Source organism: Zavarzinia compransoris (assembly GCF_003173055.1).
Lineage (GTDB): Bacteria > Pseudomonadota > Alphaproteobacteria > Zavarziniales > Zavarziniaceae > Zavarzinia > Zavarzinia compransoris.
In genome coordinates this window covers 771,064-791,138 of record NZ_QGLF01000001.1, presented here as the reverse complement: position 1 = coordinate 791,138, position 20,075 = coordinate 771,064, and the positions used below count along the sequence as shown (strand labels likewise).

Genomic DNA, 20,075 nt, shown 5'->3' with positions numbered 1-20,075 from the left:
CTCAACTCCCGGCCAGGAGGAAAGACCATGCCCTATCCAAAGAATGACGATGCCGTCCGCGCGCTCCTGACCTCGGTCAAGGTCATCGCCCTGGTCGGCGCCAGCCCCAATCCCGCACGCCCGGCCCATGAGGTCATGGCCTATCTGCTGCGCCGCGGCTATCGGGTGATCCCGGTCAATCCCGGCCAGGCCGGCAAGGACATCCTGGGCCAGCCGGTGGTCGCGCGTCTTGCCGACATCGCCGAGAAGGTCGATCTCGTCGATATTTTCCGCGAGACCGCCGCCCTCCCCGGCGTCGTCGACGAGGCGATCGCCATCGGCGCCGGCGCGGTCTGGATGCAGCTCGGCCTTGCCCATGACGGCGCCCGGGAAAAGGCCGAGGCCGCGGGCCTTCAAGTGGTCATGGACCGCTGCCCGAAGATCGAGATTCCCCGTCTCGGATTGTAATACTTTTAAAAAATGTAATACAAAAATATTGACATCAATATCGCGGATTAATATGGACACCACAAAAATCCGTGATCAATATGACCGTCCGCTTCAGGGAGACCACCAATGAGCGAGCACAAGCCTGCTTTCGAGACTCGCGCCGTCCATGCCGGCGCCGCCCCCGACCCGGCCACCAAGGCGCGGGTGACGCCGATCTATCAGACCGCGTCCTATGTCTTCGACGATGTCGATCACGCCGCGTCGCTGTTCGGGCTCCAGGCCTTCGGCAACATCTATACCCGCATCATGAACCCGACCAATGCCGTGCTGGAAAGCCGCATTGCCGATCTCGAAGGCGGCACCGCCGCGCTCGGCGTCGCCTCGGGCCATGCGGCGCAGTTCCTGGTGTTCCACACCCTGCTTTCGCCCGGCGACAAGTTCCTGGCCTCGAAGCAGCTCTACGGCGGCTCGATCAACCAGTTCGGCCAGAGCTTCAAGCAATTCGGCTGGGAAGTGATCTGGGTCGATTCCGAGGACCCGGAGAATTTCGAACGCGCCTTCGTGCCGGGCGTGAAGGCGATCTTCGTCGAATCGATCGCCAACCCCGGCGGCCGCATCACCGACCTCGACCCGATCGGGGCGATCGCCAGGAAGCACCATGTGCCCCTGATCGTCGACAATACGCTGGCCACCCCCTATCTGGTCCGGCCCTTCGAGCATGGCGCCAATATCATCGTCCATTCGGCGACCAAGTTCCTTGGCGGCCACGGCAATTCCATCGGCGGGCTGATCGTCGACGGCGGCAATTTCGACTGGCTGGCGGACGACAAATACCCCCTGCTGTCGCAGCCGAACCCGTCCTATGCCGGTGTCGAACTGGGCAAGACCTTCGGCAATATCTCCTTCGCCATTGCCGCCCGGGTGCTGGGCCTGCGCGATCTCGGGCCGTCGCTGGCGCCCTTCAACGCCTTCCTGATCCTGACCGGGATCGAGACCCTGGCGCTGCGCATCGAGCGCCACACGGCGAATGCCCTGGCCGCCGCCAAGTTCCTGGCCGGCCACGACAAGGTGGCCTGGGTCTCCTATGCCGGGCTGGAAGGCGACAAGTTCCACGCCCTGCAGCAGAAATATGCCCCGAAGGGGGCCGGCGCCGTCTTCACCTTCGGCCTGAAGGGCGGCTATGACGCGGGTGTGAAGCTGGTGCAGCAGGTGAAGCTGTTCTCGCATCTCGCCAATATCGGCGACGTGCGCAGCCTGATCATCCATCCGGCCTCGACCACCCACCGCCAGCTGACCCCGGTGCAGCGCGCCGCCGCCGGTGCCGGCGACGATGTGGTGCGCCTGTCGGTCGGGATCGAGAATGCGGCGGACATCATCGCCGACCTCGAACAGGCCCTCGCCGCCCTCTGAGGTCCCTGCCCGCAGCCGGTGCGCCGGCTGCGGGTTTCTCTGTCAGGCCCCGCCGCAGCCGGTTCGCCGGCTGCGGGCTTCAGGCCCGCCGCAGCCGGTGCCAGAGATTGAGGCCGAGAGTGAAGAGGACGAAGGCGCCGGCCTGGTGCAGGGCGCCCAGGTCGACCGGCACCACCGCCAGCAGGGTCCAGACCCCCAGGATGAACTGAAGCACGACCATGAAGGCGGCAAGCCCGGCCGCCCCCGCCGCCTGCGGCGCGCGCTGCCGCACCAGGACCGCATGGCCAAGGATCACCGCGGCGACGACGATGGCGAAATGGCGGTGCAGGAATTGCGCGGTGATATTGTTCTCGAAGGGGTCGATCCAGGCCGGGACATGGGTGAACAGCCCGTTCGGCACCCAGTCGCCGTCCATCAGCGGCCAGGTGTTGTAGGCCATGCCGGCATCGAGCCCGGCGACGAAAGCCCCGAGCACGATCTGCACGAAAAGCAGCAGTACGGCGAGCCCCGCAAGGCGCGACAGGCCGGGCGACGGCACGCGCAGCACCCGGCCCCGCGTCAGGTCGAGCGCGGTCCAGAACACGGCGGCATGAATGACGAAGGCCAGCGAGAGATGGGCCGCCAGCCGGTATTGCGAGACCGAGATCCGCTCGCTGAGGCCCGAGGCGACCATGAACCAGCCCATCGCCCCCTGAAGCCCGCCAAGGACGAGAATGCCCGCCAGCCGCCAGGCCATGGGCCGATCCAGCTTTCCGCGCAGCAGGAACCACAGATAGGGCACCAGGAAGGCGAAGCCGATCAGGCGGCCGAGCAGGCGATGCGCCCATTCGTACCAGAAGATCTGCTTGAACGCGTCCAGGCTCATGCCCTTGTTGACCAGTTCGTACTGCGGGATCTGCTTGTATTTCTCGAACTCCGCCGCCCAGGCCTCGTCCGACAGGGGCGGCAGCGCGCCGGTCACCGGCTTCCATTCGGTGATCGACAGGCCGCTGTCGGTCAGCCGGGTGACGCCGCCGAGAACGACCATGACGAGCAGCAGGAAGGACACCACGAAGAGCCAGCGGGCAACCGCCCGGTCCGCCGGTGCCGGTGCCGCCGGGGCGCCGGCCTGGGACTGCTGCTGGCTCATGCTCATGGCGCTCATGACGTCATCCTGAAAATTCCGGCCGGACCATAGGGGATTGCCCCTGCCCCGCCTAGCCCGATGCGACGAGATGCCCCAAACCGTCAGGGGGCGAGGGACAGGAGTTCGTCCGCCGCCCGGATCGTGTCGTGCAGGTTCAGGCGCTCGATCAGCTGCGCCCGGGCCGCCGGCGTCAGGGCCGGGCCCAGGCCGTTCAGGTGTTGCAGCACGCCCCAGGCCTGGAGCCGGGCGGCGGCCGCGTCGTCGAGATTCATCTCGCGGAACAATTCGAAGGAAAAGCGGATGACGATGATCGCATTGGTCACCAGGGGGGCGATCGCCGCCTCGTCGATGTCGAGATGCCCGGCCGCCTTCAAGGCCACGAAGAACCGCCCGAGCTGCGCCCAGGAGGCCCGGTAGATCCGGCCCGCGTGCTGGCGCAGGACTTCGGAATGCTCGCCGTAATCCGCCCGGTCGCGGAAGATGAAGCGGAAGGTCTGGATTTCCGTCGTCAGGGCGGCCAGCAGCCGGGCATAGCCGTCGAGAATATCGCCGGCCCCCGGCGCCATCAGCAGGCGCCGGTCGGCCTGTTCGACATAGAGCACGGAAATAGCGTCGAGCAGCGCCCGCTTGTTGCGGAAATGGTACCAGAGATTGCCCTCGGTCACCCCGACCGCCGCCGCCAGTTCGGCGGTGGTGACATTGCCGAAGTGACGCTCGTTGAACAGGCGAAGCGCGGTTTCGATAATCCGGGTACGGGTATTGCGGGCCATGCCCGGAGGCTTAGCCGATCCGGGCCCCCCTGTCGACCGCAGCGCGTCCAGGGGGGCCGGCCCGGTCAGGCGTGGCGATGCAGGCGGACCTGCACATCCTCGTAGCCGTTGACGAAATTGGACAGCACCCGCTCCGGCGGGGCGACCACTTCGATGCGCGAGAAGCGTTTCATGATCTCTTCCCATAGCACCCGCAGCTGCATTTCGGCCATGCGGTTGCCCATGCAGCGGTGAATGCCGAAGCCGAACGAAATATGGTGGCGGGCGCGCTCCCGGTCGATGCGGAATTCGTCCGGGCTGTCGATCACCGTTTCGTCCCGGTTGCCGGAACAATACCAGAGCACGACTTTGTCGCCCTTGCGGATCTGCTTGCCGTTGAAGACGACGTCTTCCTTGGCCGTGCGGCGCATGTGCGACAGCGGCGTCTGATAGCGGATGATCTCGGAGACCATATTGGGGATCAGGCCGGGATCGGCGCGCAGCTTGTCGTATTCCCCCGGGTTCTGGTTGAGGAAGACGACGCCGCCCGAGATCGAATTCCGCGTCGTGTCGTTGCCGCCGACGATGAGCAGCATGAGATTGCCCAGGAATTCGATCGGGTTGGCGATCATGTCCTTCGTGTCGGGATTATGGGCCAGCAGCGAGACGAAGTCGAATTTCGGCGGTGCCGCCGCCCGCTCCTGCCACAGGCGCGAGAAATAGGCGAGGCATTCCATCAGGATGCGCTGGCGCTCCGCCATGTCGGTCGGGATGCCCACGGCTTCGGAACTGGTCGAGATGTCGGACCAATAGGGCAGCAGGTGGCGATCCTCGAAGGGCACGTCGAACAGGGTCGCCAGCATCTGGGTGGTCAGTTCCCGCGACACCAGTTCGACCCAGTTGAAGGTCGGGCCGACCGGCAGGGAGTCCAGGATCGCCGCGGCCCGCTGGCGGATCACCGCCTCCAGTTCGGACAGGCGCGTCGGCCCGACCGCGGGCGAGGCGGCGCGCCGCTGCACGTCATGAACGGGCGGGTCCATGGCGATGAACATGGGTGGCTGGAAACCGTCCGACGGCTCGCCGATGATGATCGACGGCTCGGAGGAAAAGACCTTGGTATTGGTTTCCACCGCGACGATGTCGTTGAAGCGGGTGATCGACCAATAGGGGCCGAAGTCGGAATGGGCGCAGAAATGCACCGGATCGTCCTGGCGCAGGCGCTGGAAATAGGCGCCGTGCCGATCGTTCAGGTAAAGCTCGGCCCGGCTCGGATCGATCTGGTCGATCGGCAGGCTCCAGGGGTCGGGGATCGTGTCGGTATCGAACGAAAGCGCCGTATTGGCCATGCCAGTCCTCCCTTATATTCTTATTTCTAGGGTATATACCCTAATTTTGGGTGATAAGCAAACCGGCAATCTTGCACCCGCCCTCAACATGACCCATCAATGGCGGGCGGTCACCAGGGCCGTTGGGATGCATGATGCAGCATGAAGAGATCGACACCCCCCGCCGTATCGCCTTCTGGGCCGGGATCGTCGGCGTGATCGCCGGCTATTTCCTGATGCAGCACCTGTTCGAAACCCGGCCGGACCTGGGCCAGACGGCGATCTACGCCGCAGCGACGGTGCCGCCCTTCGCCTTCTGGGCCATCGCCCTCGGCCTCGCCCGGCATTTCGCCAGGAAGCCGTAGCGGACAAACGAAAAGGGCCTCCCTTGCGGAAGGCCCTTCGATTGGTCGGGCAGGCCGGATTTGAACCGACGACCCCCAGTCCCCCAGACTGATGCGCTACCAGGCTGCGCTACTGCCCGTCATGGCGAGGTGAAGCCTCGCGAGGTCGCGGACTATAGCCGCAAGGAACGGGATCGGCAATGCGCCCGCGGCATTTTTTCGAGGCCACCGCGCTTTTTTCCTAAGCCTTTGATTTCATGGCGAGAAGCGAGCGGATTTCGGCCAGCTCGCGGCGCAGGTCGATGACCAGGCCGCGCCAATAGGCGGCGTCCCGCTCGCCGTCGCTGCGCTCCTCTTCAGGGGACGATTCGAGCTGGGCGGGTTCCGGCGCCGGGGCGGGGTCCGGCTCCGCCTCGAAATCGAGCGGCGGCAGGCCGACCACCGGCGCCTGGGCGCGATGGTCCGCCAGCCGTTCGGCCAGCGGCTTGGCGACGGCGATGACGGCATGGGCGCCGTTCTCGCGCAGCACCTTCTGCACGCCCTTGATGGTATAGCCGTCGCTGTAGAGGAGATGGCGGATGCCGCGCAGCAGGGCGACATCCTCGGGCCGGTAATAGCGCCGGCCGCCGCCCCGCTTCAACGGCTTGATCTGGGGAAAGCGGGTTTCCCAGAAGCGCAGGACATGCTGGGGCACGTCCAGGTCTTCGGCGACCTCGGAAATGGTGCGGAAGGCGCCGGGCTGCTTGGCGCCGGCACGGATGCCCCTGCCCGCCTCGTCGTCCGGTGAGAGCGCCCGCTGCACCATCGGGCCTTAGCCCCGCTGCCGCCCCGAAAGACCGGTGTTGATATGGTCCTTCAGGACATGGGACGGACGGAAGACCAGCACCCGGCGCGGCTCGATCGGCACTTCCTCGCCGGTCTTGGGGTTGCGGCCGACGCGGCCGCCCTTCTGGCGCACGGCGAAAGTCCCGAACGACGAGATCTTCACCGCCTCGCCCTCGACCAGGCTGGAGGCGATGGCTTCGAGCACGGATTCGACCAGTTCCGCGGACTCGTTCCGCGACAGGCCGACCTCCTGATAGACCGCTTCCGCCAGATGTGCGCGCGTGATCGTGATCGCCATGCTTCCCCCAACCGGCCTCAAGGGTCGGAATTCCTGACCAAGAGCCTAAGTTGAAGTAAGAATGCCGTCAATATCAAGGGGATAGTGCGCGAGGCTCAGATCCTGACCAAGCACGAGCCCCAGGTGAAGCCACCGCCCATGGCTTCGAGCAGGACGAGATTGCCCGGCTGGATGCGCCCGTCCGCCCAAGCCTCGGTCAAGGCGAGAGGGACGGAGGCGGCGGACGTATTGCCGTGATGATCGACGGTGATGACGACGCGGGAATTGTCGATGCCGAGCTTCTTGGCCGTGCCCTCGATGATCCGCAGGTTGGCCTGATGGGGCACGATCCAGTCGATATCGGCCGGCGCAAGGCCGGTCGCCTCCAGCGCCTCGCCCACCGCATCGGCGAGATTGACCACGGCATGGCGGAACACTTCCTTGCCGGTCATGCGCAGGTGGCCGACGGTCTTCGTCTTCGACGGGCCGCCGTCGACATAGAGCAGGTCGCGATAGCGACCGTCGGCATGGAGATGGCTGGTGAGGATGCCGCGGTCGGCGCTGGTCCCCTCGCCCGTCCCGGCTTCGAGGACGACGGCGCCGGCACCGTCGCCGAAGAGAACGCAGGTGGTGCGGTCGTTCCAGTCGAGGATGCGGGAGAAGGTCTCGGCCCCGATCACCAGGGCGCGCTTGTGCTGCCCGGCCTTCAGGAAATTATCGGCCGTGGCCAGGGCATAGATGAAGCCGGAACAGACCGCCTGGATGTCGAAGGCGGCGCCGCGGCGGATGCCGAGATTGGCCTGCACCGTGGTCGCGCTGGACGGGAAGGTATAGTCGGGGGTCGCGGTGGCGAGAACGACCAGGTCGATGTCGCGGGCGTCGCGCCCCGCCGCTTCGAGCGCACGCCGGGCCGCCGCGGTCGCAAGGTCGGAGGTGCATTCGCCCTCCGCCGCGATATGGCGCTGGCGGATGCCGGTGCGGGCGGTGATCCAGGCATCGTCCGTATCGACCTGGGCCGCCAGATCGGCGTTGGTCAGGACCTTTTCGGGCAGATAGGCGCCGGCGCCGAGAAGCAAGGAACGAATGACGCCACCACCACTGGTCATGATTTCTCGGCTACCTCTTGTTCGACTGCGCCCGGCGCCTCCCCGCCGATAGAATCAGCCGGAGCGACGCGCTTCAGATCTTCTAGAATACGGGTTACGAAACCGCTTAAGGCAAGATCCGCGGCAATGCCGATGGCGGCGGCGAAGCCGACCGCATTGGTGCCGCCATGGCTCTTGACCACGAGGCCATTGAGGCCGAGGAAGGCGCCGCCGTTATAGCGGTTGGGGTCCAGCCGCTCGCGCAGGGCCTGCAAGGCGGGGCGCGCCAGCAGATAGCCGAGCTTCGACCAGATCGAGCGGCGGAAGGTCGCGGCCAGATAGGCGGAGACGAGCCGTGCCGTCCCTTCCTGCGTCTTCAGGGCGATATTGCCGGCGAAACCGTCGGAGACGATGACGTCGACCTGCCCCTGGGCAATGCCGTTGCCTTCGATGAAGCCGGTGAATTCGAACGGCAGGTCGGGGGTGTCGCGCAGCAATTGCGCCGCGCCGCGCACCGCCTCGTTGCCCTTCAGGTCCTCGGTGCCGATGTTGAGCAGGGCCACCCGCGGCTTCGGCAGGCCGAGCGAGGCCCGGGCGAAAGCCGCGCCCATGAAGGCGAATTCGACCAGGTTGCGCTCGTCGCAGCCGACATTGGCGCCAAGGTCGAGCATGACCGACTCGCCCCGCATCGTCGGCACGAAGGAGGCGATAGCCGGGCGGTTGATCGCCGGCGAGGTGCGCAGCAGGAACATGGCGATCGCCATCAGCGCGCCGGTATTGCCGGCGCTGACGGCGGCCTGGGCCGTGCCGTCGCGCACCGCCTCGCAGGCCAGCCACATGGACGTGCCCTTGCCGCGGCGCATGGCCACGCCGGGCTTTTCATCGGCGGAAATCGCCGTCGCGGTATGGACGATCTCGGCGCAATCCGAAAGCAGCGCCTGCCCCTTCACCAGGGGGGCGATCTTCGCCTCATCCCCGAAGAAGAGGAAGCGAACCTGGGGAAAGCGCTCGCGGGCAATGGCGGCGCCCTCGACCAGCACACCGGGGGCATGGTCGCCCCCCATGGCGTCGACGGCAATCACCAGCGGGGACATGGTCGCCATGCCCCGGTCTCACCCGGCGGTCAGGCCGCGGTCGTGGTCGCGACGACCTCGCGGCCGTCGTAATAGCCGCAAGCGCCGCAGACATGGTGCGGCAGCTTCAGCTCGCCGCAGTTCGGGCACTCGTTCGACGCGACCGGGGTCAGCGCATGGTGGCTGCGACGCATGTCACGGCGCGAGCTGGAAGTACGTTTCTTAGGAACAGCCATTTTTTCAACTCTTCAAGGCTACGGGGCAAGCCCCGCCCGGGAAGCGGAGAACATACACGGAAAGTTCCCGAACTCAAGAGTTTCGGCCACCCTTGAGCACGGCAAACGGGCGATGGGTCTCCTGCGCCGGGGGCTCGGCTGCCGCCTCCTCCGGGTCGGCGCGGTATTCCGCCGGAATCTCGGCGCCGGGGGCGCGCGGATAGGGATCGAGCGACAGCGCCAGTTCCTCCGCCACCACCTCGCCCAGGTCGACGATGCCGTCGATCAAGGGTTCCGGCGGGTCCTCGGCATCGGGATCGAACAGGTCGGCGACGGAAAACGAATCTTCCGGATCTTCGGCGCCCGGCTCATAGATCCGTTCGAAGGCGGCCTCGATATGCTGGGGCACCGGCTCCAGGCTGACCACGCATTCCTGCACGACATCGGCGACCAGCCGGCCGCTGAGGGCGAGGCCGTCGCGGCGATGGGGCCGGAGTTCGATCTCGGCCACCAGCGAGTCGATCGCCGGAATGCCGAATCGCGCGGCCAGGGCCGCCCGCTCCGCCGCCGAGGCGGACAATTTCTCGGTGCGGCCGCGCACATGCACGCTTTCGGCTTTCAGGGGGCGGGAAAACTCCGGCGGGACGGTGGCGGTGCTCATGCACTCACTCCTCGGGCAAGGGGGCGGGCGGCAGCTGTCCGGCATGGAAACCGTCCAGCGGCGCGGCGGCATAGAAGGCGGCGAGGCCCCGGACATAGGCGGCAAACCCGGCCAGGATATCCGGTGCGATCTCGGCGCCACGATAGAGATTGCGCTTCAGGGCTTCAGTCAGCGCCACGTCGTCGCCGGCGGCAAGGGCATTGTCATAGGCGCCGAGCCGGCCGTAGAAGGCCTGGGCCATTTTCTTCACCCGATGCGGCACGCCCTGGTCGCCGACGCCGAGTTCGCGCAGCGTCCGGTCCATGTCGGTGAACATCATGTCGAAGATGCCCTGGGACAGGCGGCGGACCCTTTTGTCGGTCTCGCCCTTGAAGCGGTTGAGCAGGACGACGACCTCGAGGGTCACCATGTCGAAGCGGCCGTCCATGGAATCGGCGACGCGGAACTGGCGATAGAACACCGGGGTCCGCGCACGGCTCACCGCCGCCGCGTAAAGCGTCGCCGCTATGCGCTGGTCCTGCCGGTTGAACAGCTTGTGCAGCATCGGAACATTCACCTCAAAGCCGGGCCGCGCCGCCGGGCCGCCCTGTTCCGTCGAATTGACAGGTCTCGACGCGAATGACAAGGTGCCACGTCTCTATTCATGCCCGACGCGGGACGCCGCGTCGCGCCTCTCGACGGACTTTTGTCACCCATGGCCGCTGACCGCTCACCCCTGAAGCATTTCCCGGCCGTTGCCGCCGTGCTTGCCGCGCTTGCCATCGGGGCCTGCACGCCGATCGTGGACGACCGCGGCTGGCGCCCCGACGAAACCGCGGTTTCCGCCATCCGCCCGGGCGTGGACAACAAGGAATCCGTCGCCCGCCTCCTCGGCACGCCGTCGACCGTGTCCAATTTCGACGATCGCGCCTGGTACTATATTTCCGCCCGCACCGAGCGAATCGCCTTCCAGCGCGACTCCGTCACCAACCAGGCGGTGCTGATCGTTTCCTTCGATGCCGCCGGCAATGTCACCGAAGTCAGCCGCCTCGACCAGGCGGACGGCAAGGAAGTGGCGATGAACCCGGACAAGACCGCGACGCTCGGCAACGAACTGACCATCTGGCAGCAGCTGTTCGGCAATCTCGGCCGCTTCAACGCGCCCTCGGGCGGCAGCACGACCGCGCCCATGCCCGGCGGCACCCTGCCCCGCAACTGACGAAAAAAAAGCCGCCGGCAGCACCGGCGGCCCTCAAGGGCCGGCACTGCCGGCCCTTTTCGTTTGTCCGCTCAGTTCATGTCCGCTCAGACGTGAGCGATGATCGCCAGCAGCAGCAGGGCGACGATATTGGTGATCTTGATCATCGGGTTGACCGCGGGGCCGGCGGTGTCCTTGTAGGGATCGCCGACGGTATCGCCGGTCACCGCCGCCTTGTGGGCGTCGGAACCCTTGCCGCCGTGATGGCCTTCCTCGATGTATTTCTTCGCATTGTCCCAGGCGCCGCCGCCTGCCGTCATGGACAGGGCGACGAAGAGGCCGGTGACGATCACGCCCATGAGCATGGCGCCCACGGCGGCGAAGGCGGCCGGCTTGTCGGCGACCGCGAGCACGACGAAGTAGAGCGCCACGGGGGCCAGCACCGGCAGCAGCGAGGGGATGATCATTTCCCGGATCGCGGCCTTGGTCAGCAGGTCGACGGCCTTGCCGTAGTCCGGCTTGGCCTTGCCCTGCATGATGCCCTTGATCTCCTTGAACTGCCGCCGCACCTCGACCACCACCGAGCCGGCGGCGCGGCCGACCGCGGTCATGCCCATGGCCCCGAACAGATAGGGCAGCAGGCCGCCGACCAGCAGGCCGACGACGACATAGGGGTTCGACAGGTCGAAGGTCACCTTGATGTCGGTGAAATAGGCCTTCAGGTCCTCGGTATAGGCGGCGAAGAGCACCAGGGCGGCCAGGCCGGCGGAACCGATGGCATAGCCCTTGGTAACCGCCTTGGTGGTATTGCCGACCGCGTCGAGGGCGTCGGTGGTCTTGCGCACGTCGGGCGGCAGGTTGGCCATCTCGGCGATGCCGCCGGCATTGTCGGTGACGGGACCATAGGCGTCCAGCGCCACCACCATGCCCGCGAGCGCCAGCATGGTGGTCACCGCGATGGCGATGCCGAACAGGCCGGCGAGCTGGTAGGTGGCGACGATGCCGACGCAGATGATCACGGCCGGGGCCGCAGTCGCTTCCATCGAGACCGCAAGGCCCTGGATCACATTGGTGCCATGGCCGGTGGTCGAGGACTGGGCGATGGAGCGCACGGGCCTGAAGGCGGTGGAGGTATAGTATTCCGTCACCCAGACGATGAGACCGGTGACGACAAGGCCGATCAGCCCGCAGATGAACAGCTCCGTGCCGGTGAAGGCATGGCCGCCGCCGGTATAGGCCGTGGTCATGTCGCCCAGCACCACCTGGGTGATCGGCCACAGCGCCGCCGCCGACAGCACGCCGGTGACGATCAGCCCCTTGTAGAGGGCGCCCATGATCGACTGGCTGGCGCCCAGGCGGACGAAGAAGGTGCCGATGATCGAGGTGATGATGCAGACCCCGCCGATGGCGAGCGGGTAGAGCATCATCTTCGCGGCCAGCGCCGGATCGGCGACGAAGAAGATCGAGGCCAGCACCATGGTCGCGACCAGGGTGACGGCATAGGTCTCGAACAGGTCGGCGGCCATGCCGGCGCAGTCGCCGACATTGTCGCCGACATTGTCGGCGATCACGGCCGGGTTGCGCGGGTCGTCCTCGGGGATGCCGGCCTCGACCTTGCCGACGAGGTCGGCGCCGACGTCGGCCCCCTTGGTGAAGATGCCGCCGCCGAGACGGGCGAAGATCGAGATCAGCGACGCACCGAAGCTGAGCGCCACCAGGGGATCGATCAGGTCGCGCCCCGTCGCCCCGAGCAGCAGGAGAACGTAGTAGTAGACGGCGACCGCGAGCAGCGCGAGGCCGACCACCAGCATGCCGGTGACGGCGCCCGCCTTGAAGGCGATGCCGAGGGCATTGGCGAGGCCGTCGCGGGCGCCGGCCGCGGTGCGCACGTTGGAACGCACCGAGACATTCATGCCGATATAGCCCGCCGCCCCCGAGAGCACGGCGCCGACCACGAAGCCGATGGCGACGAGCGGCCCGAGCAGCAGATAAAGGGCGACGATGACGACGAGCCCGACGAGGGCGATGGTGCGATATTGCCGATTGAGATACGCCTTGGCGCCGACCTGAATGGCGCTGGCGATTTCCTGCATACGCACGGTTCCGGCGTCGCGCGACAGTACGGAGCGCGCCGCCAGGGCACCATAGAGAAGGGCAAGCACGCCGCACCCTATGACGATCCAAAGGCCGATGGTTGTGTCCATGATCTCCCCGCTTGTTTCCTCGGGCTGCCTGGGATGGGCGACTTACCCTCGGTCCCCCGCTTCTACCCGCGAGAACCGTGACAGAGAAGACGCAATCCGGCAATCCACGTAAGGTTAATCACCGTGGTCACAGGTGCCGCCGCAGCAGCAGGCATGAACCGGCTGCGCCGGCGGCTTCACCCGCCCGCCCGCGGCCAGCGGCAGCAGCACCAGGGCCAGCAGGGCAAGCGGCAAGGTCGCCACCGGCACGCCGTCCCAGCCGGTCCAGTTGAGCAGCACGCCCGACAGGAACGAGGCGCCGGAGACGACGCCGAAGACGAGGAAATCGTTGGCGGCCTGCGTCTTGGTCCGTTCCGCCGGCTCGTAGCAGGTGGTGACCAGGCTGGTGGCGCCGACGAAGGCGAAATTCCAGCCGAGCCCGACCAGCACCAGGGCGACCCAGAAATGTTCGAGCGCGACCCCCGCCAGGGCGACCGCGGTGCAGGCGAGAATGAGCACGAGGCCGGCGGCGATCACCGGGATCACGCCGAAGCGCTCGATCAGCCGGCCGGTGAAGAAGGACGGCGCGAACATGGCCAGCGAATGCCATTGGATGACGAAGGCGGCATCCTCCACCGTCAGGCTGCAGGCGACCATGGCGATCGGCGTCGCCGTCATCACGAGACTCATGGAGGCATAGGCCGCGATTCCTGTGGCCAGGGCCGCCAGCATGCGCGGCTGGCGCAGGATCACGGCCAGGGGCCGGCCGCTGTCGTGCCGGTCGGCGGCCGGCGGCGGCGCCAGCCGCAGGGCCGACATCAGGCCCATGGCGACGAGGCCGAGCACGACCACGACGCCATAGGCGCCGATGAAGGGCAGGCCGAGGACGAGGTCCTTGCTGTATTTCACCAGTTCGGGGCCGGCCAGGGCCGCCGCCACGCCGCCGGCCATCACCAGGCTGATGGCCCGGGGCCGGCGCGCCTCGGCCGCCGCTTCGGCGGCGGCGAAGCGGTAGAATTGGGCATTGGCGAAATACCAGCCGGTCACCAGCGCCGCCGCGGTGAACAGCCAGAAATCCCCAAGCCAGATGCCGAGCCCGTAGCCGGCTCCGCCCAGGGCCCCGGCCAGCGCCCCCAGCACGAAGCCGACGCGCCGCCCGAACAGGCGATGGACCTGGGCCGCCGGCACGGTCGAAAGGGCGGCGCCGACCATGACCGCGGTCACCGGCAAGGTGGCCAGGGCCTTGTCGGCGGCCAGCATATGGCCGACCAGCCCGTTCAAGGTGAAAAGGATCGTGGTCGCGGTGCCGTAGAGCGCCTGGCCGAGGCCGAGCAGCAGCACGTTCCGCCGTTCGAACGCCGCCGCCATCGCCCTAGCCCTTCACCGGAAGGACGCGATCGATCAGCACGTCCTGGACGATATCCTCGCCGGCGGCGCGGCGCAGCGCCGCCAGGACCCGGGCCCGGATCACCGCATCGTCGAAATCCGCCGGCCCGTCCCGGGTCTCGATCGGCTCGACGGAAAAATCGGCGACCAGGGCGGCCCGCATATGGGCGACCCGCTGCTTCAGTTGCAGGGCCGTTGCCTCGTCCTTCACCTCGACCTTGAAGTCGAAATTGATGTAGTTGCGGAAGCGCCCGCCGCGGTTGGCCGGCAGCATGACGTTCTTCAATTCGAGCAGGGCGCTGTCCGGCACCACGGGCAGGGTCGCCGGGGGCGGCGGCGGCGCGGCCTCCGTCTCAGCCGCGGCCGGCGCCTGCAGGATGAAACCGCCGAAATAGAGCCCGGCGACGGCAATGCCCGCCAGCAGCAGCCCGGCGACCAGGATGATGATGATCCGCTTCATGCCCCGGCCTCGTCCCGGCCCACCGGGTGTTGCCAGCCGGTCCGCGTCAATTGGAGAGGCAAGCCTGACGGATCGCGCAGCTCGACACCTTGACCTGGCTCAAAGCGGCCGATGACGGTGACCGGGGTGACGGCGGCCAGCGCCGCGACATCCGCTTCCGGCGGCAGGGCGAAGACCAGCTCGTAGTCGTCGCCCCCGGTCAGCACGGTTTCGACCAGGGCGGGATCGGCGGCGATGCTGGCGGCCGCGGCCGGCGACAGGGGCACGAGCCCCGCCTCGATCACCGCGCGGACCCCGGATTGCGTGCACAGATGGCCGAGGTCGGCGACCAGCCCGTCGGAAATGTCGCAGGCCGCATGGGCGATCCCGCGCAGCGCCTGCCCGAGGGCGAGGCGCGGCTCGGGCTTCAGGTAGCGCGCGGCGAGATGGGCCTCGCCCCGCACCGCCCGGCCCCGGAGCTTGCGGGCGACATGAAGCGCGGCATCGCCGATCGTGCCGGAAACGCAGACCAGATCCCCTGCCCGCGCGCCCCGGCGCCGGATCATGGTGCCGGCCGGCACTTCGCCGATGGCGGTCAGGGAGAAGAAGGCGGGGCCCCGGGTCGAGACCGTGTCGCCGCCGATCAGGGCGCCGCCGAAGGCCTCGAGATCGGCGCCGATGCCGGCGGCGAAGGCCGGCGCCCAGCCGGGCCCGGCGTCGGGCGGAAAGGCGGCGGCGAGCAGGAAGGCCCGCGGCACCGCCCCCTTGGCCGCGAGATCGGAAAGATTGACCCGCATCAGCTTGGCGCCGATCGTCTCGGGCGGGTCGTCGGGGAAGAAATGGACGCCGGCGACGATGGCGTCCTTGGTCAGGACCAGGTCGAAACCGGGCCGGGGCGAGAGCACGGCGGCATCGTCGCCCAGGCCGAAGGCCCCCGGCTCGCCCCGGGTCAGGGGCAGGAACAGGCGGGCGATGGTCTCGAATTCGTTCATGCCCGCCCGTCCGTGCCCGGCCCTGCGCCGTTCAGCTGAATTCGGCCGGCCGCAGGCGCCGCGCCAGGGTGTTCAGGACACCATTGGCGAAGGCAGGCTCGCTGCCGGCGAAAAAGGCGTGGGCAACGTCCAGATATTCGTTGATCACCACCTTGGCCGGGACATCGACGCGGGCGAGGAATTCGTAGACGGCGATGCGCAGGGTCGCGCGCAGGATCGAATCCAGCCGGTCCAGCGGCCAGTCGGCGGTCAGCGCGGGGGCGATCAGGTCGTCGATCTCGGCCCGGCGCTCGGTGGCCCCGCGCACGAGGTCGCCGAAGAAATCCTGGTCGGCATCGTGCAGCTTCTCGCCCTCGTCGAGTTCGGCGCCCAGGCGATGGGCGACGAATTCCTTGATCACGCCGACGGCGGGCCGCCCGGTGACTTCGATCTGGTAAAGCGCCTGGACCGCCGCCAGACGGGCGGCGCTGCGCGCCTTCACCCCGGGCTTGGGCCGCCGGGCGGGGGGATTGCCGCTCACGGGGCCACCCCGAAACGCCGGCGCAGGTCGATCAGGGCGAGCGCCGCCGCTGCGGCACCGGCGCCCTTGTTCATCTCGTGGCGATTGGCCCGGGCCCAGGCCTGGTCCTCGTTCTCGACCGTCAGGATGCCGTTGCCGACCGCAAGGCCGAGCGAAACCCCGAGATCCATCAGGCCCCGGGCGCTTTCGCCGCAGACATAGTCGAAATGGCTGGTCTCGCCGCGGATGACGCAGCCGAGGGCGACATAGCCGTCGATCCGCCGCACCCGGTTGGCGCGGTTGATGCTGCCCTGTTCCGCGATGCGGATGGCGGCGGGGATTTCGAGCGCGCCCGGAACGGTGATCCGTTCCCAGCTGCCGCCCGCGGCCTCGATCGCCGCGGCCGCGCCGAGAAAAAGCTCGTCCAGGATCGCTTCGTAGAAGCGCGCCTCGACGATCAGGAGATGGGGACTGCCGGTGCCGCCGGACCGCGGCAGGTTCGGGTCGCCGGCGTCGCTCGCCTTGGGGTGCATGTCTGTCAGCCGATGTTGAGCGGACGGTGGCCGGTGACCTTGAGGTCGTAGCCCTCAAGCCCGACGATGGTCCGCCGCGTGTTGGAGAGAAGGATCATTTCATGGACCCCGAGGTCCAGCAGAATCTGCGCGCCGATGCCGTAATCGCGCAATTCGCTGGCGGCGAGCGGCGCATTCGGGCTGGAGGCGCCCGGATTGCCGCGCTTGCCGACGAATTCGCTGAGCACGGTCTGGCGGCTGTCGCGGATCAGGACGACGACGCCCCGCCCCTCCTCGCCGACCGCGTCCATGGCGGCGGAAAGCGGGCTGGTGCGGCCCCGGCGGTCGGCCAGCAGATCCTCGAAGACATTGACCGTATGCATGCGCACCAGGACCGGTTCGGGCCCGGTAATATCGCCCTTCACCAGGGCCAGATGCTCGGTGCCGTCGACCTTGTTGCGGTAGACGAGGGTGCGGAAGATGCCGCCATGGGCGGAATCGATCTCGGTCGCGCCGACATTGGTGACCAGATTGTCCCAGCGCCGGCGATAGGAGATCAGGTCGGCGATGGTGCCGATCTTGAGGCCGTGGAGCTGGGCGAACTGCACCAGGTCCGGCAGGCGGGCCATGGTGCCGTCGTCGTTCATGATCTCGCAGATCACGCCGGACGGGTTGAGCCCGGCCAGGCGCGAGACATCGACCGCCGCCTCGGTATGGCCGGCGCGGACCAGCACGCCGCCGTCGCGGGCGACCAGCGGGAAGACATGGCCCGGCGTCGCCAGATCCTGCGGCCCGCGCGAGGGGTCGATGGCGACCGCGATGGTATGGGCCCGATCATGGGCGGAAATGCCCGTGGTCACCCCTTCCCGCGCCTCGATCGAGACGGTGAAGGCGGTCTGGTGGCGGGACAGGTTGTCCCGGCTCATCAGGGTCAGGCCCAATTGCTCGACCCGCTGCCGGGTCATGGACAGGCAGATCAGGCCGCGGCCATAGCGGGCCATGAAATTGATCGCCTGGGGCGTCGCCATCTGCGCCGGGATGACGAGGTCGCCCTCGTTCTCCCGGTCCTCGTGATCGACCAGGATGAACATGCGGCCGTTGCGGGCATCCTCGATGATGTCCTCGATCGGCGACAGGCAGGATGCATATTCGCCGCTCATGCCCGCCACTCCTGCAACCGGGCGACATAGCGCGCCAGCACGTCGATCTCGAAATTCAGCCGGGTGCCCGGCAGCGCCAGATCGCGGCGGAAGGTGGTCATGGCCTGGGTATGGGGAATGACGTTGACCCAGAAATCGGCGCCCTCGACCCCGTTCACGGTCAGCGACACGCCGTCGAGCGCGATCGAGCCCTTGGCCGCGACATAGCGGGCGAAGCCCGCCGGCGCCTCGATCAAGATCTTCACGCTGTCGCCCTCGGGCGTGACCGACTTGATGGTGGCAAGGCCGTCGACATGGCCGGTGACGATATGGCCGCCCATCTCGTCGCCCACCTTCAGCGAGCGTTCGAGATTGACCGGGCTGCCCGGCCGCCAGTCGCCCAGCTTGGTCTTGCGCAGCGTCTCGGCCGAGACATCGACCTCGAACCAGCCGGGGGCCTTGTCGACCACGGTCAGGCAGACGCCCGAACAGGCGATGGACGCGCCGATCAGCACGCCGCCCATGTCATAGGCGGTCTCGATGCGAAAGCGGGTGTCGCCGCGATGGCTGACGGCGGCGATTCGGCCGACGTCGGTAATGATACCTGTGAACATGATCGCCACTCTTAACGGGATAGGCGGTAGATTTCCAATAGGTCGTCCCCGAGACGCTCGACCGCGTCCAGCGCATAGGTCGGCGCCCTGGCCAGTTTGTCGAGGCCGAGCGCCGCAACCGCCGCCCGCCCCTCCTCGCCGATGACGACCGGCCCCCGGAACCAGAACAGCAAATCGACCAGCCTGGCGTGGATGACGCTGGCGGCGAGCTGGCCGCCGCCCTCGACCATGACCCGGGTGACGCCCTTTTCCGCCAGATGCTTCATCATGCCGGCGGGATCGGGCCGGGCGCAGGCATCCGCCGCCACCTCGACCACCTCGACCCCGGCCTGGGCATAGGCGTTGCGCCGCTCCGGGGAATTGCCCGGCGCGCAGAACAGCACGGTCGGCACCTCGCGCGCCGTGCGCACAAGGTAATGCGTCAGGGGCAGGCGCAGGCGCCCGTCCGCCACCACCCGGACCGGCGAGCGCTGGGCCAGGCCCGGCAACCGGCAGGTCAATTGCGGGTTGTCGGCGATCGCCGTGCCCACCCCGATCATGATGGCATCGTGCTGGGCGCGCATCAGATGGGCACGGGCGCGGGCCTGTTCGCCGGTGATCCACTGGCTGTCGCCGGTGCGCGTGGCAATGCAGCCGTCGAGACTGGTCGCCAGCTTCAGGGTGACCAGCGGGCGGCCGTCCAACCTGCCGAAGAAGCCGGCGTTGACGCGCTGGGCTTCCTGTTCCAGGCAGCCGACCTCGGCGACGATGCCCGCCGCCTTCAGCAGGGCGATGCCCCGGCCGGCGACGCGGGGATCGGGATCGATGGTGGCCGCCACCACGCGGGCGATGCCGGCCTTCGCCAGCGCCTCGGCGCAGGGACCGGTCTTGCCGTGGTGGGAACAGGGTTCCAGCGTCACATAGGCGGTGGCGCCGCGGGCCAGGGCGCCGGCGCGGGCCAGCGCCTCGGTCTCGGCATGGGGGCGGCCGCCCGGCTGGGTCCAGCCCCGGCCGACGACGATGCCCTCGCGCACGATGACGCAGCCGACCGCCGGATTGGGCGCGACATTGCCCAGCCCCCGGCGGGCCAGGGTCAGCGCCGCCGTCATATGGCGGCGATCGGTTTCGTTAAAACGCTCAGTCGTTGTCCGCACCGGCCAGCCGCCCGACGAAGGTCTCGAAATCCTTGGCTTCGCGGAAATTGCGATAGACCGAAGCGTAGCGGACATAGGCGACGGAATCGATGGAGGCGAGGCCCTCCATCACCATTTCGCCGACGAGATCGGACGGAATTTCGCTCTCGCCCATGGATTCCAGCCGGCGCACGATGCCGGAAATCATCCGCTCCACCCGCTCCGGCTCGACCGGGCGCTTGCGCATGGCGATCATGATCGAGCGGGCCAGCTTGTCGCGATCGAAGGGCACGCGCCGGCCGCTCTTCTTCACGATGGTGATCTCGCGGAGTTGCACCCGCTCGAAGGTGGTGAAGCGGGCCCCGCAGCCCGGGCAGAAGCGCCGGCGCCGGATGGCGGCATTGTCCTCGGTGGGACGGCTGTCCTTCACCTGGGTTTCTTCATGGCCGCAGAACGGGCAGCGCATCTCTCGTCGTCCCCCTCACCCCAAGATCGCGGTGCCG

Annotated in this window: 24 protein-coding genes and 1 tRNA gene; 4 read left to right on the top strand and 21 right to left on the bottom strand. The window is 67.8% G+C overall.

Annotated elements, in window-relative coordinates:
- Nucleotides 1-27 precede the first annotated feature (27 nt).
- Together DKG75_RS23390 and DKG75_RS03965 are read left to right on the top strand one after the other, a co-directional pair.
- Nucleotides 28-447, top strand: coding sequence for a CoA-binding protein (locus tag DKG75_RS23390; protein WP_109919760.1), 420 nt, complete (start codon nt 28-30; stop codon nt 445-447).
- A 108-nt stretch (nt 448-555) separates the two neighbouring features.
- Nucleotides 556-1,839 (top strand): O-acetylhomoserine aminocarboxypropyltransferase, encoded by a 1,284-nt coding sequence (locus tag DKG75_RS03965; RefSeq protein ID WP_109919759.1) that lies wholly within the window; start codon nt 556-558, stop codon nt 1,837-1,839.
- Between the two features lie 79 nt (nt 1,840-1,918).
- Here the strand turns inward: DKG75_RS03965 and DKG75_RS03960 are convergent, their stop codons facing one another.
- The 3 genes from DKG75_RS03960 to DKG75_RS03950 form a co-directional block, all read right to left on the bottom strand.
- Nucleotides 1,919-2,983, bottom strand: coding sequence for a COX15/CtaA family protein (locus DKG75_RS03960; RefSeq protein ID WP_109919758.1), 1,065 nt, complete (start codon nt 2,981-2,983; stop codon nt 1,919-1,921).
- Between the two features lie 83 nt (nt 2,984-3,066).
- The gene (locus tag DKG75_RS03955; RefSeq protein WP_109919757.1) at nt 3,067-3,735 is read right to left on the bottom strand and encodes a TetR/AcrR family transcriptional regulator; all 669 of its coding nucleotides are present in this window, start codon (nt 3,733-3,735) and stop codon (nt 3,067-3,069) included.
- Between the two features lie 65 nt (nt 3,736-3,800).
- The gene (locus tag DKG75_RS03950; protein ID WP_109919756.1) at nt 3,801-5,060 is read right to left on the bottom strand and encodes a cytochrome P450; all 1,260 of its coding nucleotides are present in this window, start codon (nt 5,058-5,060) and stop codon (nt 3,801-3,803) included.
- 131 nt (nt 5,061-5,191) lie between these two features.
- Between DKG75_RS03950 and DKG75_RS03945 the strand changes: the two genes are divergently transcribed.
- Complete coding sequence (locus DKG75_RS03945; RefSeq protein WP_109919755.1) at nt 5,192-5,404, top strand: hypothetical protein; 213 nt, start codon at nt 5,192-5,194, stop codon at nt 5,402-5,404.
- 42 nt (nt 5,405-5,446) lie between these two features.
- On the opposite strand, the gene DKG75_RS03940 is transcribed toward DKG75_RS03945, so the two are convergent.
- The 8 genes from DKG75_RS03940 to DKG75_RS03905 form a co-directional block, all read right to left on the bottom strand.
- Nucleotides 5,447-5,523, bottom strand: a tRNA-Pro gene (locus DKG75_RS03940).
- 101 nt (nt 5,524-5,624) lie between these two features.
- A complete protein-coding gene (locus DKG75_RS23385) occupies nt 5,625-6,188 on the bottom strand; it encodes a MerR family transcriptional regulator (protein ID WP_109919754.1) in 564 nt (187 codons plus the stop codon).
- Between the two features lie 6 nt (nt 6,189-6,194).
- Nucleotides 6,195-6,506 carry an integration host factor subunit alpha gene (locus tag DKG75_RS03930; RefSeq protein WP_109919753.1) on the bottom strand — a complete coding sequence of 104 codons (312 nt, stop codon included), beginning with the start codon at nt 6,504-6,506 and terminating at the stop codon, nt 6,195-6,197.
- Between the two features lie 95 nt (nt 6,507-6,601).
- Nucleotides 6,602-7,591, bottom strand: a complete 990-nt coding sequence (locus DKG75_RS03925) for a beta-ketoacyl-ACP synthase III (protein ID WP_109919752.1) — start codon at nt 7,589-7,591, stop codon at nt 6,602-6,604.
- On the bottom strand, nt 7,588-8,673 hold the full coding sequence (gene plsX / locus DKG75_RS03920; RefSeq protein ID WP_425086468.1) for a phosphate acyltransferase PlsX: 1,086 nt from the start codon (nt 8,671-8,673) through the stop codon (nt 7,588-7,590). The genes DKG75_RS03925 and plsX overlap by 4 nt, the downstream gene beginning before the upstream one ends.
- A gap of 20 nt (nt 8,674-8,693) precedes the next feature.
- Entirely contained in the window at nt 8,694-8,879 is a 186-nt protein-coding gene (gene rpmF / locus DKG75_RS03915; RefSeq protein ID WP_109919751.1) for a 50S ribosomal protein L32, read from the bottom strand.
- A 73-nt stretch (nt 8,880-8,952) separates the two neighbouring features.
- Nucleotides 8,953-9,519: a YceD family protein gene (locus tag DKG75_RS03910; RefSeq protein ID WP_109919750.1), complete on the bottom strand. Its 567-nt coding sequence runs from the start codon at nt 9,517-9,519 to the stop codon at nt 8,953-8,955.
- 4 nt (nt 9,520-9,523) lie between these two features.
- A complete protein-coding gene (locus DKG75_RS03905) occupies nt 9,524-10,063 on the bottom strand; it encodes a ubiquinol-cytochrome C chaperone family protein (RefSeq protein WP_109919749.1) in 540 nt (179 codons plus the stop codon).
- Nucleotides 10,064-10,213: 150 nt separating this feature from the next.
- On the opposite strand from DKG75_RS03905, the gene DKG75_RS03900 reads away from it, so the two are divergent.
- Nucleotides 10,214-10,717, top strand: coding sequence for an outer membrane protein assembly factor BamE (locus DKG75_RS03900; RefSeq protein ID WP_166646329.1), 504 nt, complete (start codon nt 10,214-10,216; stop codon nt 10,715-10,717).
- Nucleotides 10,718-10,803: 86 nt separating this feature from the next.
- On the opposite strand, the gene DKG75_RS03895 is transcribed toward DKG75_RS03900, so the two are convergent.
- From DKG75_RS03895 to nrdR, 10 genes are all read right to left on the bottom strand, one after another.
- Complete coding sequence (locus DKG75_RS03895) at nt 10,804-12,900, bottom strand: sodium-translocating pyrophosphatase (protein WP_109919747.1); 2,097 nt, start codon at nt 12,898-12,900, stop codon at nt 10,804-10,806.
- Between the two features lie 114 nt (nt 12,901-13,014).
- On the bottom strand, nt 13,015-14,247 hold the full coding sequence (locus DKG75_RS03890; protein WP_109919746.1) for an MFS transporter: 1,233 nt from the start codon (nt 14,245-14,247) through the stop codon (nt 13,015-13,017).
- A 4-nt stretch (nt 14,248-14,251) separates the two neighbouring features.
- A complete protein-coding gene (locus tag DKG75_RS03885) occupies nt 14,252-14,725 on the bottom strand; it encodes a hypothetical protein (protein WP_109919745.1) in 474 nt (157 codons plus the stop codon).
- On the bottom strand, nt 14,722-15,696 hold the full coding sequence (gene thiL, locus DKG75_RS03880) for a thiamine-phosphate kinase (RefSeq protein ID WP_109919744.1): 975 nt from the start codon (nt 15,694-15,696) through the stop codon (nt 14,722-14,724). Before thiL ends, DKG75_RS03885 begins: the two co-directional genes overlap by 4 nt.
- Before the next feature lie 31 nt (nt 15,697-15,727).
- Nucleotides 15,728-16,216 (bottom strand): transcription antitermination factor NusB, encoded by a 489-nt coding sequence (gene nusB, locus DKG75_RS03875; protein WP_109919743.1) that lies wholly within the window; start codon nt 16,214-16,216, stop codon nt 15,728-15,730.
- A complete protein-coding gene (gene ribH, locus DKG75_RS03870) occupies nt 16,213-16,728 on the bottom strand; it encodes a 6,7-dimethyl-8-ribityllumazine synthase (protein ID WP_109919742.1) in 516 nt (171 codons plus the stop codon). Before ribH ends, nusB begins: the two co-directional genes overlap by 4 nt.
- 5 nt (nt 16,729-16,733) lie before the next feature.
- Complete coding sequence (ribB, locus tag DKG75_RS03865) at nt 16,734-17,867, bottom strand: 3,4-dihydroxy-2-butanone-4-phosphate synthase (protein WP_109919741.1); 1,134 nt, start codon at nt 17,865-17,867, stop codon at nt 16,734-16,736.
- Nucleotides 17,864-18,460 carry a riboflavin synthase gene (locus DKG75_RS03860; protein WP_109920133.1) on the bottom strand — a complete coding sequence of 199 codons (597 nt, stop codon included), beginning with the start codon at nt 18,458-18,460 and terminating at the stop codon, nt 17,864-17,866. Before DKG75_RS03860 ends, ribB begins: the two co-directional genes overlap by 4 nt.
- A gap of 11 nt (nt 18,461-18,471) precedes the next feature.
- Nucleotides 18,472-19,593: a bifunctional diaminohydroxyphosphoribosylaminopyrimidine deaminase/5-amino-6-(5-phosphoribosylamino)uracil reductase RibD gene (ribD, locus tag DKG75_RS03855; RefSeq protein ID WP_279573910.1), complete on the bottom strand. Its 1,122-nt coding sequence runs from the start codon at nt 19,591-19,593 to the stop codon at nt 18,472-18,474.
- Complete coding sequence (nrdR, locus tag DKG75_RS03850; RefSeq protein ID WP_109919739.1) at nt 19,577-20,038, bottom strand: transcriptional regulator NrdR; 462 nt, start codon at nt 20,036-20,038, stop codon at nt 19,577-19,579. The genes ribD and nrdR overlap by 17 nt, the downstream gene beginning before the upstream one ends.
- Nucleotides 20,039-20,075 lie beyond the last annotated feature (37 nt).

What these genes read in the sequence shown, in the direction of transcription:
- rpmF (WP_109919751.1), bottom strand. Translation starts at nt 8,879, where the DNA reads ATGGCTGTTCCTAAGAAACGTACTTCCAGCTCGCGCCGTGACATGCGT.
- DKG75_RS03885 (WP_109919745.1), bottom strand. Translation starts at nt 14,725, where the DNA reads ATGAAGCGGATCATCATCATCCTGGTCGCCGGGCTGCTGCTGGCGGGC.
- ribH (WP_109919742.1), bottom strand. Translation starts at nt 16,728, where the DNA reads ATGCACCCCAAGGCGAGCGACGCCGGCGACCCGAACCTGCCGCGGTCC.
- DKG75_RS23390 (WP_109919760.1), top strand. Translation starts at nt 28, where the DNA reads ATGCCCTATCCAAAGAATGACGATGCCGTCCGCGCGCTCCTGACCTCG.
- DKG75_RS03955 (WP_109919757.1), bottom strand. Translation starts at nt 3,735, where the DNA reads ATGGCCCGCAATACCCGTACCCGGATTATCGAAACCGCGCTTCGCCTG.
- DKG75_RS23385 (WP_109919754.1), bottom strand. Translation starts at nt 6,188, where the DNA reads ATGGTGCAGCGGGCGCTCTCACCGGACGACGAGGCGGGCAGGGGCATC.
- DKG75_RS03910 (WP_109919750.1), bottom strand. Translation starts at nt 9,519, where the DNA reads ATGAGCACCGCCACCGTCCCGCCGGAGTTTTCCCGCCCCCTGAAAGCC.
- DKG75_RS03965 (WP_109919759.1), top strand. Translation starts at nt 556, where the DNA reads ATGAGCGAGCACAAGCCTGCTTTCGAGACTCGCGCCGTCCATGCCGGC.
- DKG75_RS03950 (WP_109919756.1), bottom strand. Translation starts at nt 5,060, where the DNA reads ATGGCCAATACGGCGCTTTCGTTCGATACCGACACGATCCCCGACCCC.
- DKG75_RS03860 (WP_109920133.1), bottom strand. Translation starts at nt 18,460, where the DNA reads ATGTTCACAGGTATCATTACCGACGTCGGCCGAATCGCCGCCGTCAGC.
- DKG75_RS03925 (WP_109919752.1), bottom strand. Translation starts at nt 7,591, where the DNA reads ATGACCAGTGGTGGTGGCGTCATTCGTTCCTTGCTTCTCGGCGCCGGC.
- DKG75_RS03945 (WP_109919755.1), top strand. Translation starts at nt 5,192, where the DNA reads ATGATGCAGCATGAAGAGATCGACACCCCCCGCCGTATCGCCTTCTGG.
- DKG75_RS03900 (WP_166646329.1), top strand. Translation starts at nt 10,214, where the DNA reads ATGGCCGCTGACCGCTCACCCCTGAAGCATTTCCCGGCCGTTGCCGCC.
- DKG75_RS03895 (WP_109919747.1), bottom strand. Translation starts at nt 12,900, where the DNA reads ATGGACACAACCATCGGCCTTTGGATCGTCATAGGGTGCGGCGTGCTT.
- ribB (WP_109919741.1), bottom strand. Translation starts at nt 17,867, where the DNA reads ATGAGCGGCGAATATGCATCCTGCCTGTCGCCGATCGAGGACATCATC.
- DKG75_RS03960 (WP_109919758.1), bottom strand. Translation starts at nt 2,983, where the DNA reads ATGAGCGCCATGAGCATGAGCCAGCAGCAGTCCCAGGCCGGCGCCCCG.
- plsX (WP_425086468.1), bottom strand. Translation starts at nt 8,673, where the DNA reads ATGGCGACCATGTCCCCGCTGGTGATTGCCGTCGACGCCATGGGGGGC.
- DKG75_RS03890 (WP_109919746.1), bottom strand. Translation starts at nt 14,247, where the DNA reads ATGGCGGCGGCGTTCGAACGGCGGAACGTGCTGCTGCTCGGCCTCGGC.
- DKG75_RS03905 (WP_109919749.1), bottom strand. Translation starts at nt 10,063, where the DNA reads ATGCTGCACAAGCTGTTCAACCGGCAGGACCAGCGCATAGCGGCGACG.
- nrdR (WP_109919739.1), bottom strand. Translation starts at nt 20,038, where the DNA reads ATGCGCTGCCCGTTCTGCGGCCATGAAGAAACCCAGGTGAAGGACAGC.
- DKG75_RS03930 (WP_109919753.1), bottom strand. Translation starts at nt 6,506, where the DNA reads ATGGCGATCACGATCACGCGCGCACATCTGGCGGAAGCGGTCTATCAG.
- thiL (WP_109919744.1), bottom strand. Translation starts at nt 15,696, where the DNA reads ATGAACGAATTCGAGACCATCGCCCGCCTGTTCCTGCCCCTGACCCGG.